At 58.8% G+C, this 14,413-nt stretch carries 15 protein-coding genes; 9 read left to right on the top strand and 6 right to left on the bottom strand.

Annotated elements, in window-relative coordinates; translation table 11 throughout:
- Window positions 1-74 precede the first annotated feature (74 nt).
- Together X730_RS1000000167530 and X730_RS150730 are read right to left on the bottom strand one after the other, a co-directional pair.
- Window positions 75-272, bottom strand: a complete 198-nt coding sequence (locus X730_RS1000000167530; protein ID WP_023700030.1) for a hypothetical protein — start codon at window positions 270-272, stop codon at window positions 75-77.
- A gap of 171 nt (window positions 273-443) precedes the next feature.
- A complete protein-coding gene (locus X730_RS150730; protein ID WP_023739551.1) occupies window positions 444-1,436 on the bottom strand; it encodes a YihY/virulence factor BrkB family protein in 993 nt (330 codons plus the stop codon).
- 193 nt (window positions 1,437-1,629) lie between these two features.
- On the opposite strand from X730_RS150730, the gene X730_RS1000000167535 reads away from it, so the two are divergent.
- The 3 genes from X730_RS1000000167535 (at window position 1,630) to ligD (ending at window position 4,949) form a co-directional block, all read left to right on the top strand.
- Complete coding sequence (locus X730_RS1000000167535) at window positions 1,630-1,854, top strand: hypothetical protein (protein ID WP_155921617.1); 225 nt, start codon at window positions 1,630-1,632, stop codon at window positions 1,852-1,854.
- Complete coding sequence (locus tag X730_RS150725; RefSeq protein ID WP_023739550.1) at window positions 1,851-2,144, top strand: hypothetical protein; 294 nt, start codon at window positions 1,851-1,853, stop codon at window positions 2,142-2,144. The genes X730_RS1000000167535 and X730_RS150725 overlap by 4 nt, the downstream gene beginning before the upstream one ends.
- A 162-nt stretch (window positions 2,145-2,306) precedes the next feature.
- On the top strand, window positions 2,307-4,949 hold the full coding sequence (ligD, locus tag X730_RS150720) for a DNA ligase D (protein WP_023826394.1): 2,643 nt from the start codon (window positions 2,307-2,309) through the stop codon (window positions 4,947-4,949).
- Here the strand turns inward: ligD and X730_RS0133790 are convergent.
- Together X730_RS0133790 and X730_RS0133795 are read right to left on the bottom strand one after the other, a co-directional pair.
- The gene (locus X730_RS0133790; RefSeq protein WP_031196950.1) at window positions 4,929-5,813 is read right to left on the bottom strand and encodes an alpha/beta hydrolase; all 885 of its coding nucleotides are present in this window, start codon (window positions 5,811-5,813) and stop codon (window positions 4,929-4,931) included. The two genes, ligD and X730_RS0133790, sit on opposite strands and share 21 nt — an antisense overlap.
- A 174-nt stretch (window positions 5,814-5,987) precedes the next feature.
- Window positions 5,988-6,458 (bottom strand): GFA family protein, encoded by a 471-nt coding sequence (locus tag X730_RS0133795; RefSeq protein WP_050588111.1) that lies wholly within the window; start codon window positions 6,456-6,458, stop codon window positions 5,988-5,990.
- Between the two features lie 192 nt (window positions 6,459-6,650).
- Between X730_RS0133795 and X730_RS150715 the strand changes: the two genes are divergently transcribed.
- The 4 genes from X730_RS150715 (at window position 6,651) to X730_RS150705 (ending at window position 9,661) form a co-directional block, all read left to right on the top strand.
- A complete protein-coding gene (locus X730_RS150715; RefSeq protein ID WP_023681156.1) occupies window positions 6,651-6,875 on the top strand; it encodes a hypothetical protein in 225 nt (74 codons plus the stop codon).
- 286 nt (window positions 6,876-7,161) lie between these two features.
- Window positions 7,162-8,649 (top strand): trehalose-6-phosphate synthase, encoded by a 1,488-nt coding sequence (locus X730_RS150710; RefSeq protein WP_245261363.1) that lies wholly within the window; start codon window positions 7,162-7,164, stop codon window positions 8,647-8,649.
- Window positions 8,650-8,893: 244 nt separating this feature from the next.
- Complete coding sequence (locus tag X730_RS1000000168175; protein WP_023681158.1) at window positions 8,894-9,058, top strand: hypothetical protein; 165 nt, start codon at window positions 8,894-8,896, stop codon at window positions 9,056-9,058.
- Window positions 9,059-9,397: 339 nt separating this feature from the next.
- Window positions 9,398-9,661: a hypothetical protein gene (locus X730_RS150705; RefSeq protein ID WP_023826397.1), complete on the top strand. Its 264-nt coding sequence runs from the start codon at window positions 9,398-9,400 to the stop codon at window positions 9,659-9,661.
- Between the two features lie 224 nt (window positions 9,662-9,885).
- On the opposite strand, the gene X730_RS1000000167540 is transcribed toward X730_RS150705, so the two are convergent.
- Window positions 9,886-10,176 carry a hypothetical protein gene (locus tag X730_RS1000000167540; RefSeq protein ID WP_031197822.1) on the bottom strand — a complete coding sequence of 97 codons (291 nt, stop codon included), beginning with the start codon at window positions 10,174-10,176 and terminating at the stop codon, window positions 9,886-9,888.
- A gap of 2 nt (window positions 10,177-10,178) precedes the next feature.
- The gene (locus X730_RS150700) at window positions 10,179-10,745 is read right to left on the bottom strand and encodes a response regulator (RefSeq protein WP_023668059.1); all 567 of its coding nucleotides are present in this window, start codon (window positions 10,743-10,745) and stop codon (window positions 10,179-10,181) included.
- A gap of 146 nt (window positions 10,746-10,891) precedes the next feature.
- Here X730_RS150700 and X730_RS150695 point away from each other — a divergent pair, with 146 nt between their 5' ends.
- Window positions 10,892-13,999, top strand: a complete 3,108-nt coding sequence (locus X730_RS150695) for a CheR family methyltransferase (protein ID WP_023687842.1) — start codon at window positions 10,892-10,894, stop codon at window positions 13,997-13,999.
- A complete protein-coding gene (locus X730_RS0133800) occupies window positions 13,996-14,412 on the top strand; it encodes a response regulator (RefSeq protein ID WP_023696326.1) in 417 nt (138 codons plus the stop codon). Before X730_RS150695 ends, X730_RS0133800 begins: the two co-directional genes overlap by 4 nt.
- Window position 14,413: the final 1 nt, after the last annotated feature.

Here is a 14,413-nt window from a genome sequence, read left to right on the forward strand (position 1 = left end):
GGACCTCGCGATCTCAGCGAATTGCCCTGCCGGGGATCGCGTGAGCGAAACGTGAAACCCTGATCTACCACGGGTCAGCCAGACCGCATCACACCCGGTTCTTCGACAACCGCGTCGCCAATCCCATGCTGTCCGGCGTCCGGATCACTCGGCAACACGTCGGAAAAATTGACTGTGGCGACCAGGTATCCGGCTTCATCGTAGACCTTGATAGTCGATCCCGATTGCTTGGTTCCTGACCCAGGATCCGCCGCCACCGCTACGCGCGCCATCTCTATTGCTCTCGGACTGGCCATCTCCGCACTCGCTAGCTCTTCCTCGAGAGCGGTAGTCTGGCCGGATACTGTCGTCTCAAAGCGGAATTTGGCATGGGCAACCTCCTGTTCCTATGCAATTCCGGTGTCCGGGTTGCGTTCCAAAGAAACAGAATTGGTGGGAAGCAGCTAAGATCGCCGCGATGGCCAGACCCGTGTCGCCACGAAGGTCAGCAAACCCGTGATCACAATCCAGGCCTGCACCTCGCGCTGGATGGTTGGCCCAGGGTTCGATGTCTGTCGCGACGGGCTCTCTGCCTCCACTATCGGTTGAAGGTCGGACCGACTGCCGAGACGGACGGAATAGGCCCGCGTGAACTCGGCGCCGAGCAGGAATATCTCAGACGAATAGTAAACCCAAAGCAGCACGACCAGCAGTGCACCCGCCGCGCCATAGGAGGATGCGATCGCGCTGGTTCCGATATACCAGCCAATCAGCGACTTGCCGATGGTGAAGAGCAAAGCGGTCACTGCCGCGCCAATTGCGACATCGCGCCAAGCGAGCGACCGGTCCGGCAGGATCTTGAAGATCGCGGCAAACAGAGCGGAAATCAGCACGAACGATACAATGCCGTTTATCGACGCGAGAATGATCGTGCCGAACGGCAGATGGGCGTTGATGGCAGCGCCAAGTGCGGAAATGGCGGCGCTCGCCGCCAACGAGACAAGCAGTAGAAATCCCAACGCTGCAACCAGACCCAGGCTGGCCGCCCGCGCCCGCACCAATCGCGACACAGACATGGGTGGTGGCTCAATCTTCCAGATTGTGTTGAGCGAAAGCTGCATTTCGCCAAACACCCCTGAGGCTGTCACGAAGAGGGTGACAATGCCCACCAAAGTGGCAACAGTGCCGGCGGTTCTGTGAGAAGCGCTTTCGATGGTGCTGCGCAGAAGGTCGCCGGTTTGCGATCCCATCACGCCTGCGATTTCGGCCGACAGAGCGAGTTGAGCTGCTTCATGCCCAAAGACAAGTCCAGCAATCGCAACAACGATCAACAAGATCGGGGCCAGGGACGTAACGGCATAGAATGCCATCGCCGCACCGTGGCTGAGGGCATTGTCGTTGATGAATCCGAGGATGCTCTCCTTGCCAAGAACCCAGGCTTCGCGTGCCACCCGCATGGGGAATTCCTTTTACCTCAACGAGCAACCTAGTGCTGTCGGCAACGAAAGCGAGACCTGCCGCCAGTGCGCGAGGCGCGATTGCCGAGACACGCCCGCTTGTCTCTGCACCTACGGCCAGAAATGTTCCATGCGGCGCCGGAACTCGCCGGGCTCGTAATGGTTATCGGTCATCCGATTGGAGTGATCAAAAATGCCTGATAATGAAAACCGTCGCGAGACCGGCGCAACGAAGTACCCGGCTAGAACAGGTCCTGATCCTTCGGATGCGTTCTCTCAGGATGCGGCCGGCAACAAGAAACCCAAGAGTGGGGTCGGTCTGACGCGGCCAGTCAATGAAGTGGATGACAAGACGCACCAATCCGATGGCCAGAACGCCCCGGCGAGGCCGGGCGGCGGAAACACGGTCAAGCCATGAACGTTGCCAATCTTCAGCTTGAAGGGTTGATGATGGCGGTCGCGTCAATCAACAATCTGCTCGTTCACAAAGGTCTGCTGTCAATTGACGAGATCGATACCGCCCTGCGAAAGGCAGAGGCGTCCATGACAAGTGACGAGCGGACCTACGAAGACATGACACCGGCCAACCGTGACGCGATCTGCTTCCCGATCCGGCTTCTGCAGATCGCAAACAACGCGCAAGGCGAACTGGACATCCCACCATTTTCAGAGCTTGCAAAAATGGTTGGGCAAACCAAGGAACCTTAACGTCAGCGGTGACGACACCTGTAGTCTCCGTGAAGGCCTCATTTGACGCCGATGCCACTCTGAAGCGGAAAAGCAGCATCGGCGTCGTCTCGGCTATGAACCGAACCAAATCTCACCCACTGCGTTGAGTCCCGGCGTTGCGTCATTAGTCGGGGCACTTCCATGAAAACGGGCGAGCTTTCAACCTACCGGGCCAAAAGGGATTTCGCGAAGACGAAAGAGCCCAGCGGCGAAAGCTCGATTGCGGGTTCGAACCGACTCCGGTTCGTCATCCAAAAACACGCGGCCACGCGGCTGCACTATGATCTTCGCCTCGAGCTTGGCGGGGTCTTCAAATCATGGGCTGTGACCAAAGGTCCATCACTGGATCCTCACGACAAACGACTTGCCGTGGAGGTTGAGGATCACCCGCTGGAGTACGGCGACTTCGAAGGCACGATTCCCAAAGGACAATATGGTGGCGGCACGGTGCAGTTGTGGGATCGCGGATATTGGGAACCGGAAGGCGCCATGTCTCCCGAAAAGTCGTTGGAAAAAGGCGACCTGAAATTCACGCTGCAGGGCAAGCGCCTGCATGGAAGCTTCGTCCTCGTGCGCATGAAGCATGACCGCAATGGCGGGAAGCGGACCAACTGGCTGCTGATAAAACACCGCGACAAATACGCGACAGAGGGCAATGGCGATGCGGTGCTGGCTCAGGATCGATCCGTCGCCTCGGGTCGGAGCATGGAGAGGATTGCAGCGGGGAAGGGGGCAGGTCCGAAGCCGTTCATGATGAAAGGTTCATCGTTGGCCGATGCGGATGCCGTTTGGGACAGCAAGCGCGGCCATGCCGACAAGCGCGCCGCCAAGTCGGCAAAGCCTGCTCCGCGGCCGAAGCGAGCCGCTGGTGCCTCAGCGGCGAAGATGCCCGACTTCATCCCACCACAGCTTTGCGCAACGCTTTCCCGGCCGCCGGCCGGGACGAACTGGGTTCACGAAATCAAGTTTGACGGTTATCGCGTCCAGTTGCGCGTGGAAGACAAGGACATCGCCCTTAAGACCCGCAAGGGTCTTGACTGGACGGAGAAATTTGGCGCCATCGCAAAGGAGGCCGCCAGCCTCCCCAACGTCATCATCGACGGCGAAATCGTAGCGCTTGACGAGAACGGCGCGCCCGATTTTGCCGCACTGCAGGCGGCGCTGTCGGAGCGCCGGACGAAAGACCTGATCTACTTTGCTTTTGACCTGCTCTTCGCTAATGGCGTCGATCTGCGAAAGATGCCTCTCTCACAACGGAAGGAACGTCTGAGCGAGATGCTCGGCGAAGTCGATCGCGGCGCGCAAAATCTCATCCGCTATGTCGAGCACTTCAGCAATGGCGGCGACGCGGTGCTGCGTTCTGCCTGTCGCCTGTCGCTTGAGGGGATTGTCTCCAAAAAGGCCGATGCAACCTATGTTTCGGGGAGGACCGACACCTGGGCAAAATCGAAATGCCGCGCCGGGCATGAGGTGGTCATCGGCGGCTGGTCGACGACCAACGGCAAATTCCGGTCATTGCTCGTCGGCGTCAATCGCGGTGAACATTTCGCCTATATCGGCCGTGTGGGGACCGGGTTCAGCGAGGCAAAGGTCAAGCAGCTGATGCCCAGGCTGCAGGAGATGAAAGCCGCGACGTCGCCGTTTACCGGCGATGGCGCACCGAAAAGGAATTCAACCGTCTTCTGGACGAAGCCGGAATTGGTCGCGGAAATCGAGTTCGCCGGCTGGACCGGGGGTGGCAATATCCGGCAGGCCGCCTTCAAAGGCCTGCGTGAAGACAAGCCCGCAAAAGACGTCGAGGCCGAGCGTCCAGCTGATCCTCAAGAGACGCCGATTGCCGACCCTGCCAAGGTGACTGGCAAGACAGGAAAAAGCCCGGTTGTCATGGGCGTCATCATTTCCAAGCCGGACAAGCCGCTTTGGCCGAATGCCGGCGACGGTCAGCCCGTCGACAAGCTCGATCTTGCAGAATATTTCGAGACCGTTGGCCCCTGGATGATCAGACATATCAAAGGTCGTCCCTGTTCACTCGTGCGCGCGCCGGATGGCTACGCCGGCGAGCAGTTTTTCCAGCGCCACGCAATGCCAGGCACATCCAATCTGCTGGAACTGGTGAAAGTCTTCGGCGATCACAAACCGTATCTGCAAATCGACCGCGTCGAGGGTCTGGCCGCGATCGCCCAGATAGGCGGCCTTGAGCTTCACCCCTGGAATTGCCAGCCGGGTCATCCCGAAATACCTGGCCGACTTGTCTTCGACCTTGACCCTGGTCCGGAAGTCCCTTTTGCGAAGGTGGTCGCGGCTGCCAAGGAAATGCGCGATCGTCTCGAAGATCTGGGCTTGGTGAGCTTCTGCAAAACCACGGGCGGCAAAGGCTTGCATGTCGTGACGCCATTGGCGGCCCAACGCAGCAAGACGACATGGGCCGAGGCCAAGGCCTTCGCAAAGGCCGTCTGCATCCAGATGGCGGCAGACAGCCCGGATCTCTACCTCGTCAACATGGCCAAGAAGCTGCGGACATCCCGGATTTTTCTCGACTATCTCAGGAATGATCGCATGGCGACAGCCGTCGCCCCTCTCTCCCCTCGCGCCAGGGAAGGCGCGACTGTATCCATGCCGCTGACCTGGAGTCAGGTGAAGGCGGATCTCGATCCGAAAAAATACACCGTTCGCACGGTTCCGGGCCACCTGAAAAAGACCGTCGCCTGGGCCGACTACGACGATGGCGAACGGTCGATCAGCATCGCCATCAAACGGATCGGTTCAGCAAAGCTCGCCGCATGACGACGTCGGTTCGCGCAAGAACGCCATGACAGCTGCGGCTACCGCGTCGGCTGCTTCTTCGGCCATATGATGTCCGCTATCGATCCGTTGGCCCTTCAGTTCGGTGGTCCAGGGTCGCCAAACATCCAGCACGTTGCCGTAAAGTGCCTCAAGATCATCGCGGGCGGACCAGAGCGCCAAGGTCGGGCACGCGACCCGGCGACCAGCTTTCCTGTCATCGGTATCGTGCAATTGATCGATGGCCAGACCTGCCCGATAGTCTTCAAGCATGCCGTGACCAACATTCGGATCGTGGATTGCGTCCTTGTAGTCGACATAGGCCTCAGCCCCCATGGACTCGGCTGAGCCGCCATACCACGCGTCAGGATCGGCCATGATTGCGCGTTCGGGCTTGTCCGGCTGTGCAAAAAAGAACCAGTGCCACCAGAGCTTCGCAAAGCGGGCGTCGCAGCGTTCGAGGGCTTCCAGGATAGGGACGCTATCCATAACGATCAGATGGCTGATCGCTGACGGGTGATCCATCGCTGCTCGGAACGCTGTGTAGCTGCCGCGGTCATGGCCTGCGATCGCAAACCGGCCAAAGCCGAGATGTCGCATGAGAGCGATGCAGTCCCTGGCTTTGGCACGCTTGGAGGATCCAGCATGGTCCACGGCGTCCGCCGGTACCGAGGACCGGCCAAAGCCCCTCAGATCGGGGCAGACAACTGTGTGGTCGGCGGCGAGAAGTGGGGCTACCCGGTGCCAGGTAACGTGCGTCCGAGGATGGCCATGCAGCAAAAGAAGCGGCGGGCCTGAACCTCCATACCTGACTCTCAGTGAGGACTCGGGCAGATCCACGGTCTCTAGCTTGAATCCTTCAAACATCCGCTTCTTTGTCGTCAGACTGTGAAAACAAGTCCCGCATGTCCATCTTCAACCCACCCCGGTGAAATTGGTTTCGGGCATTTGTCCGTTTGGACATTTCTCTCATTCCAATGGTTCGGCCGCCGTTCAGGATCCGCCAGCCCTGGCGCTGACGCCCGGATCCAACCTCCTGCCTCACCGGTCTCTGGGATTGCCCAGGGTGGGGTCGCGCGCTCGGGTGTAGCCCTCGACGCGAGGCAAACCGTCATCCATCCTGATAAACGGCAGTCGCATTTCCCAATAGGCTTGAGCTTGGGGATGGAACTTCTCGGGCGCGTCCATGAATCCGATCGAGATGTAGAACTCATTTGGCAAGCCTTCATCGGTGTACCCAATCGAGGTGCCACATTCCGAACAGAAGGAGCGCACGACCCCCCTGGTTTTCGAAAATGTTTTTGGTTTGGAGCCGAGCCAATCGACCTGATCTGGACGATAGCCAATCCAGATCGTCAGTGGGCTGCCGATCGCTCGTCGGCAGTCATCGTCATGGTCGAAACAAATCCAAAAGGGATCGCCACTGAATTCAGCTGTGATGGCTCCGCAAAAGCAATGCCCTCGATCAATCCGGGCCGGTTTTCTGATCGTCGTTCGGGGTTTGTCGTCCATGGTAATCTTCCGGCCGGCGTGGTGGCGTAACGCCGCGGACGGCAAGCAGTTCCTTTGGACGTCACAGAGCCGCAGATGCGCGCAACCGGCGGGCTGCTGGTCAATATCATTTGAGGCAGATCAGGCCTTAATTTGTTGGGAACATTTTTTCAGGTCCGCACTTTGTTCGCCGTCTGACCAAAGGAGGCGACCTTGAAAACACGACGCGTCGACAGGGAAAAGATCGAGAGGGCGGATCGAGAAGCCAAGTTGCTGTTGGAAGCGGAGCGGCATGCCAGGGAAGCCAAGACGGCGCGGCTTAGAGAACAGCGACAGTTGTTGGAGGCATCGATAGCGCAGACCCCGCCCGCGCCCGTAGCCGCAAAGCAGCCGCCCCGCCAACGAAAGCCGACGCGCAAGGTAATCGAGGTGGACTGACGGTTTGGTCACTTGGGGCTTTTGCCAAGGTGGGGAGTTGATATGACAGGGCAGGGGATCCGGCAGCATGAATACCAAAGCGGTAAGTCCGGCCGTCGCCAAAGCGGCTGCTCGGCGTGCTGGATCGGGGTCTCATCACCGGTGTGTCCGACGATGATCCTGCGAGAGCCGCTGAAAAAGGCGCCCGAGCGGGCCGAGAACCAGCGAATCCGGCTGGACACTTACGTCGGGAACAATCGCACGCGCGGACCGTTCCCCAAGCGATCTTCACGCTCAGGATTTGCTCTTGTTGCAGCGACCGGATGAAATTCTCAACGAGGCTTCGCAAACGGTTGGTGACCCTCTTGAGCGCGACGCAGTAGGTGGGGAGCCAACTGGCGATCGCGCCATCCCGCGTCGTCTGGTTGTCGTCTCGAACAGGCTGGGGAACATTCGCGATCTGTCGCAAGCCGGCGGACTTGCTGTAGGCATCGGGGATGCGTTGGCCGAGCGTGGAGGCCTGTGGCTAGGAGCAAGCGCCGAGTATCAGGACTACGCCGCGAGCGACGAACCGCTAATCCGCTTGGAACGCGTGGGAAAGATCGAGACGGCTGCGCTTACCCTGCCGTATGAGGAGTATTCGCTCTATTACAATGGCTATGCCAACAGCACGCTGTGGCCGCTTTTTCATTACCGACTCGACCTGGTGAACCACCGGGCAGAGTTTCTACACGCCTACCGGCAGATCAATGCGCGGTTCGCGAAGGCGCTCGCAGGACTGCTGTCGGGCAACGACGACCTGGTGTGGGTTCACGACTACCACCTTATCCCCTTGGCCGCCCAGTTGCGGCGGCTGGGAGTCCGGAATCGGATCGGTTTCTTTCTTCACATACCCTTCCCGCCGCCTGACCTGTTTGTAGCCACGCCCGACCATGAAGAACTCATCGATGATCTGCTTCAGTATGACGTCGTGGGATTCCAGACCGAAACGGACGTGGGGAATTTCCGGCGCTCAGTGCAGGCGGCCAACTCCATTACTTTTGATATCAATGGTTCGGCTGAGATGAACGGCCGCACGGTGTTATCGAGGTGTTTTCCGATAGGCATCGACGTCGATTCAATCGCACGCATGGCCAATGAGGCGGCGGAGGATGTGCAGATTGATTCCATGCGCCGCCAGATTCTGGGCCTCAAGCAAATCATCGGCGTCGATCGGCTGGACTACTCCAAGGGTCTCCCCGGCCGCATGCAGGCTTTCGCGCGTCTTTTGGAAAGGCATCCGGAACACGAGCGGGCGGCAACATATTTGCAGATTGCGTCGCCGACGCGCGAGGAGGTCAGCGCCTATGCCGACATCCGGGCCCAGCTTGAGGCAACCGCCGGCGCGGTCAACGGAAGATACGCGGATTTGGCTTGGACCCCGATCCGCTACATCCACCGTGCCGTATCACGCTCTCGGCTTGCTGGCCTGTTGCGCGCTAGCCAGGTCGGATTGGTCACGCCCCTGCGTGACGGAATGAACCTCGTCGCCAAGGAATACATAGCCGCGCAGGACGAAGCCGATCCCGGAGTGCTGGTATTGTCGCGTTTTGCGGGTGCGGCCGAAGAACTTGCCGAATCCTTGATCGTGAACCCGTATGCGGTCGACGAGGTTGCTGACGCGATCGCAAAAGCGCTCGCGATGCCGCTTGAGGAAAGAATTGCAAGGCATAGTGCACTGCTCAAGCGCATCACGCGCAATGACGCAGCAGAATGGCGGCGGTCATTTCTCGCCACGCTCGCGGGCGAGAACTAGCGCCTGGCATCGATGCCTGAATCCGTCCGTGTGTCACGCGTCCCACGCGGCCATAGCCCGGCCCTAACCCGGCTGGCCGGAGCAGTTCGAAAGGCCTTGAAGCTGATCATGTATCTTGTCGTCCGCATCAAAACTTTTCGCTCATTGACGGAAGCGCGATAGCCCGCCTCAATCGGTGGACTATCGAAGGCTCCAGGGAACACACCGCCGGTCCGGTCGTTTGGGCTCTGATAGGAGATCTGCGATGACAAAGAACCCCACGCGAAAGGACAGAGATCTCTCTGAACAAGAGGCAATCAAGTTGGCCGAAGCCACCGACGTGTCACCCGGGCAGGCCAAAGAGCTTGCAGCCGAGCACGGCAAAGACGGCGCCAAGAAGGAAGCAAGAAATTACAAGGCGGAGGGCTGACTATGGCGGCCAGTGGATCCGCAAACGACAGAGACGCACGAGCCACCCTCTACGCACAAGGCGTAATGGAAGCCGAGCGCAAGGCGCGGGAAGAGAAAACGGCGCGATTGCGCAAAGCCCGTTTGGCGCACGAGGCGATCAATCCGCCTGCACCCGAGCGGAAACCGGCAGTGCCGAAAGCCCCAAAGCGGGCCGCCAAACCAGGCAGCCGAAAAGCTGGAGAAGATTAGCTTCAGCTTCTTCGGCTGTGCCGGCGGCACGCGTCGGGGAAGAGCAGACCGTGCGGTCGATCTGCACGATAAATTTGTACCTCGTCGAATGACACAAAGGAGTCCAGTGATGACGGAGCATGTGTCCCGGAAGGAAGAACAGCGTGGCACCCGAAATGTACTCGGGTGGGGCGTCATCATTGCGGCTGTGATCTTCGTCGCCCTGCTAGCCTTCTTTGTGTTCATACCCCTTTCAGGCGGATCGTGGCAGACATCGCCAGTAAAGCGCACCCCGGAACAGAACCAAGGCGGTAATGCCCCCGCTGAGACATCACCCGCGCCCGGCGTTAAAAAGAACCCGCAAGAAAATACCGAGATGCCAGGGCAGCAGTGATCGACCTTGAGCTGCGACCCAAGTTGGCCCTGATCTTCCTGGTCGTCTCATCGGCGTCATGATGGGATCAGGGCCTTCTGGGCGCAGGAACCGCTGAGCTATTGAGACTGGGGTTTCGCCCACATCGAGCGCAGAAAGATTACCGCAGCAGCATCGGTCTGGCGAACGAGGCGATGACGCCATCGTGGAACTCGAGGCAATCAAGATGCCTAGCTGCAGGCCGTTCAGTTGGGATTTTTCAGCTGCTTTGACAACAGCAGTTGCTGCTGCAGCTCAAGGGCGAGCTTCAACAGCCGTTCAGGTGTTTCCTCTTCCGCGATTTCGTCGAGCAGCGCTGCGAGTGCGTCGCCTTCAACAGGATCGCGGAATGAGTCAGGTTTGGTTTGCGGAGGTTTGGCCACGAGGATTTCTAGCAGGAATGCGGCCGTATTTGCAAGACGAAGCGAAGCGCTCTTGGGGAGGGGTACCGTAGCGGGGGCGGTCGACAGGGCGGCCTGCGGCAAACTATCGGACAATCTTAATTCATGATGCCAGACCTGTCGTTGCGGAGCACCTCCTCCATGAGTGTATTGAGCCATTCGCTCAAGGGAAGGTCATGCCGCGTCGACAACCGCTCCTCCAGCGCCGCCTTCAATGTGCGTTCCACGAGGCGATCGGCCGCCTGTGGGTCGCCCAGCAGCAGCCGCGCGGACAGCCTCAGTTTTGGAAGAGCGCGGAAGACATTGTCTTCACCAAGCGCTGTTGATTGCGCGGCGAGGATCCCGGCAACCGTCCTGAACCCGGCCGGCTTGGAGAGGTTTTGGGTGTACCGGAACCGCTCCGGCAGGGTGATCTGATCGTTTCCGGAGAAGAATACGAACGGGATGCCTCTGTCCGTCAGCTCATCGGCGAGGGGAAAAACAGTCTCACCGTTAAGATCGATGTCCAGCACCGCCCCGTCCGCTGAATCGATATATCGTCGAGCCCGGCTGACTGACGACACCGGCCCCAAAACGGTCGCCCCACAATCGCTGAAATAAGAGGCAAGTTCGCTTGCCAGCAAGAATTCGTCCTCGACGAGCAGAATTCGCATGCCTAATAACATAGCAGCCCTCCGGGCTTTAAACGGCGGTCGCGTCCATCGGTTCCGTGGCTATCGGCGGTGCGGGATGGGAATTCGACCAGGAACGGTTTATACATTGGATCGAAATCAGCGCTGCCGCGTTGCATTTCACTGAAGCAGGACAATTGATGCAAAAGCTGCCGAGGTTCCCCATAGTCGGTATTGGCGCCTCTGCGGGCGGCATTGCCGCCATGGAGGGATTTTTTCGCGGGATGCCGTCTTCGAGCGGGATGGCGTTCGTGATCGTCACGCATCTCAGCCCGGAACGGGAAAGTCTGCTGCACGAAGTGATTGCGCTTTACACCGGAATTCCGGTTCGTGTCGCTGAAGATGCAATGGATATCCATCCTGACACCGTCTATGTGATGCCGCACAACGCGATCCTCACCATCGAAAATTCCAGCCTAAAGCTGCGCCAACCGAATTCGGTGTCCAGGGAGCGCAAGCCCATCGATATCTTTTTCAGCGCGCTGGCCGAGGATCAGGGCGAATACGCCGTCGGCGTCGTCCTGTCGGGCGGCGATTCCGACGGTACGTTGGGCATCAAGGCAATCAAGGAGCATGGCGGCCTGACGCTGGCGCAACTCTCCGACGAGTCGGGTCCGAGCAATCCCGACATGCCGCGCAGCGCGATCAGTTCCGGTCTGATCGATATCGCCATCCCGGCCGATGAGATGGGTGCGAAACTCATGGAATTTGCCCACAGCTTTGAACTGCTCGACGAGCTTGAAGCTGACGATGGCAAGGCCAGTGCTTTGAAACTCCGCAAGGGCCAGGAAGAAATCTACGCGATCCTGCGCAGCCATTCGGGACATGATTTCTCGGGCTACAAGGCCAAGACGTTCTTGCGCCGCGTCAGGCGACGCATGCAAATAACACAGAACACCGCGATCGATGCCTATATAGAGTTGCTTCGTTCAAATGCGGAGGAAGTGCGGTCGCTGTTTCGCGACCTGCTGATCAACGTGACAAATTTCTTCCGCGATACGGACGCTTTCAAGACCCTGGAAGAAACCGTCATCCCCAAACTTTTCGAAGGCAAGGACGCCAACGATACGATCCGCGTCTGGGTGCCCGGCTGCGCAACCGGCGAGGAAGTCTTCTCGATCGGAATGCTGATGCGCGAGCATATGGATACACTTTCGGCTGTGCCGCGCATCCAGATTTTCGCCACGGACATCGATGACGCGGCGTTGGGCATCGCACGTTCGGCGCGCTATCCGGAGTCATTGCTTGCGGGCGTTTCGCCTGAACGTCGCGAACGCTTCTTCAGCAATGACGGCACAAGTTTCATCTTGAGCAAGAGCGTACGTGATCTCTGCATCTTCTCGGCGCACAGCGTCATCCGCGATCCACCCTTCTCGCGCATGGACATGGTGTCGTGCCGGAACCTGCTGATCTATTTCGGCCCCGATGTGCAAAAGCAGGTTATTCCGACCTTCCACTATTCGCTGAAGCCCGGCGGCTATCTGTTCCTTGGCACCTCCGAGAGCATAAGCCAGCATGCCGATCTGTTTGCACCGGTCGACAAGAAACAACGGATATTCAAGGCACGAGAACATACGGCGCCGCCGCGGCTGCCGATCTTGTTGAATGCTGCGCCTGCAAGCAACTTTTCCAGCGCCAATGACACTCATGCCCGCCGCGGCTTGTCTTATTCCCTAAGGCAAACCGTTGAAGCCCATGTTCTCGAACGCTACGCTCCGGCCCATGTCGTCATCAATGGTGATGGAGATGTCGTCTATTACTCGGTCAGAACCGGCAAATATCTCGAGCCGCCGCAAGGGGTGCCGAGCAGACAATTGCTCACAATGGCACGCAGCGGCCTGCGTCTGGAACTGCGCGGCGCTTTGCGGGAAGCGGCCGAAGGCCGGCGCACGGTTGTGCGCGAAGCGATAGCCATTGAAGAAGATGAAGATCGGGTCCAGTTCGTCACATTGACGATCGAGCCCTTGGTTGATCGCGGCAGCGGCGAGCCGCTGTTTCTCGTCCTGTTCGAACCGGTGGGCCAGCCGCAGCCGCGGCTGGAGGCTCTAAAGGTTCGTCAGCCATCCGGGATTGCTGATTTCGAGCGCGAACTCCGCGATACGCGCGAGCGCCTGCAATCGACGATCGAAGAATATGAGACCGCATTGGAGGAGTTGAAATCTTCCAATGAGGAACTCGTCTCGGTCAACGAAGAAGCCCAGTCCTCCAATGAGGAGCTTGAGGCCTCCAAGGAAGAAATGCAGTCCCTCAATGAGGAATTGAACACCATCAATGCCGAACTGGTTTCCAAGATCGAGGATCTCGATCGGGCCAACAGCGATCTGAAGAACCTGTTCGAGAGCACACAGATCGCGACTGTTTTTCTCGATACCAAGCTGGTTATCCGCAGCTTCACGCCGGCGGCGTCTTCGTTCTTCAATTTGCTGCCGACCGACATCGGAAGACCGCTTACCGATCTTGCCAGCCGGCTCGATTATCCGCACCTGCGCGACCATATCGCGCAGGTTTTCAGGGCCGGCGAGATGATCGAGCACCAGCTACCGCGCGATAGCGACGGCATCCACTATCTCGTGCGGCTGATCCCCTACCGCGACAGCGTGCGGAAAATCCAAGGTGTGGTGGTGACCTTTGTCGATGTGACGACCATGGCTGAAGCCGAAGCCCACCAGCGGGTATTGATCTCGGAACTCAATCATCGGGTCAAGAACATGCTGGCCGTTACGGTCAGCATTGCCAGTCAGACCCTGAAAAATGCTCCCTCTTCGGAGGCTTTCGCCGAAGCGCTCATCGGTCGCCTGCGCGCCATGGCGCGGGCCTACGGAGTGCTCTCGCGCGAAAGCTGGAAAGAGGTCTCGGTAGAGGAAATCGTGCGGCAGGAAGTCGAGCCGTTCGGGCTGGAACGCATCAACACCACAGGCGAGGACATTCGGCTCAAGCCTCAGCAGGGCCTGTCGCTTGGCATGGTGATCCATGAACTTGCCACGAATGCTGGAAAATATGGCGCCTTGTCCGTGCCAAACGGCGTGGTGTCCGTGACTTGGTCGGCGTCGGATCACGGTTTTCAGCTCGAATGGTTAGAAAGCGGCGGTCCCGCTGTCACTCCACCTGAGAAGACGGGATTTGGTCTTTCGCTGGTAAAAGGCGAAATTGAGTATCGGCTTGGCGGAAATTTTGAAACATCTTTCGGTTCCGATGGTTTGAGCTTGCGGATTGAGTTTCCGTTTGATCATCGGGAGAGCGAAACGTGACTGCATCTCGTATCCTTATCGTCGAAGATGAATGGCTGGTCGCGGAGGAGCACCGCGCAATTCTGGAAGAGGCCGGCTTCGCCATCGCCGGGCCAGTGCCGTCCGTTGCTCGCGCGAAAAAGCTGATCGAGAGTGAAGTCATATCTGCCGCGGTCCTGGACATTGGTCTCGGCGGCGAGACCAGCGCTGCCCTTGTCCCTCTTCTAGCGCAACGCGGAATTCCGTTTGTTTTCGTCAGTGGGTACACGGCATCCGACATCCCGCAAGATTTGCGTCATCACAAGATGCTGTCAAAACCCGTATGGGCTGCTGCGCTGGTCGAGGCCGTGCGAAATATGCTCGGTGTTCAACCGACGTCTTTGGCAAGACACCAGGACAGCGGAACGGTGCCAACCCAACGAGAAGCCCGGTAAC

Source organism: Mesorhizobium sp. L103C131B0, assembly GCF_000502275.1.
Taxonomy (GTDB): domain Bacteria; phylum Pseudomonadota; class Alphaproteobacteria; order Rhizobiales; family Rhizobiaceae; genus Mesorhizobium.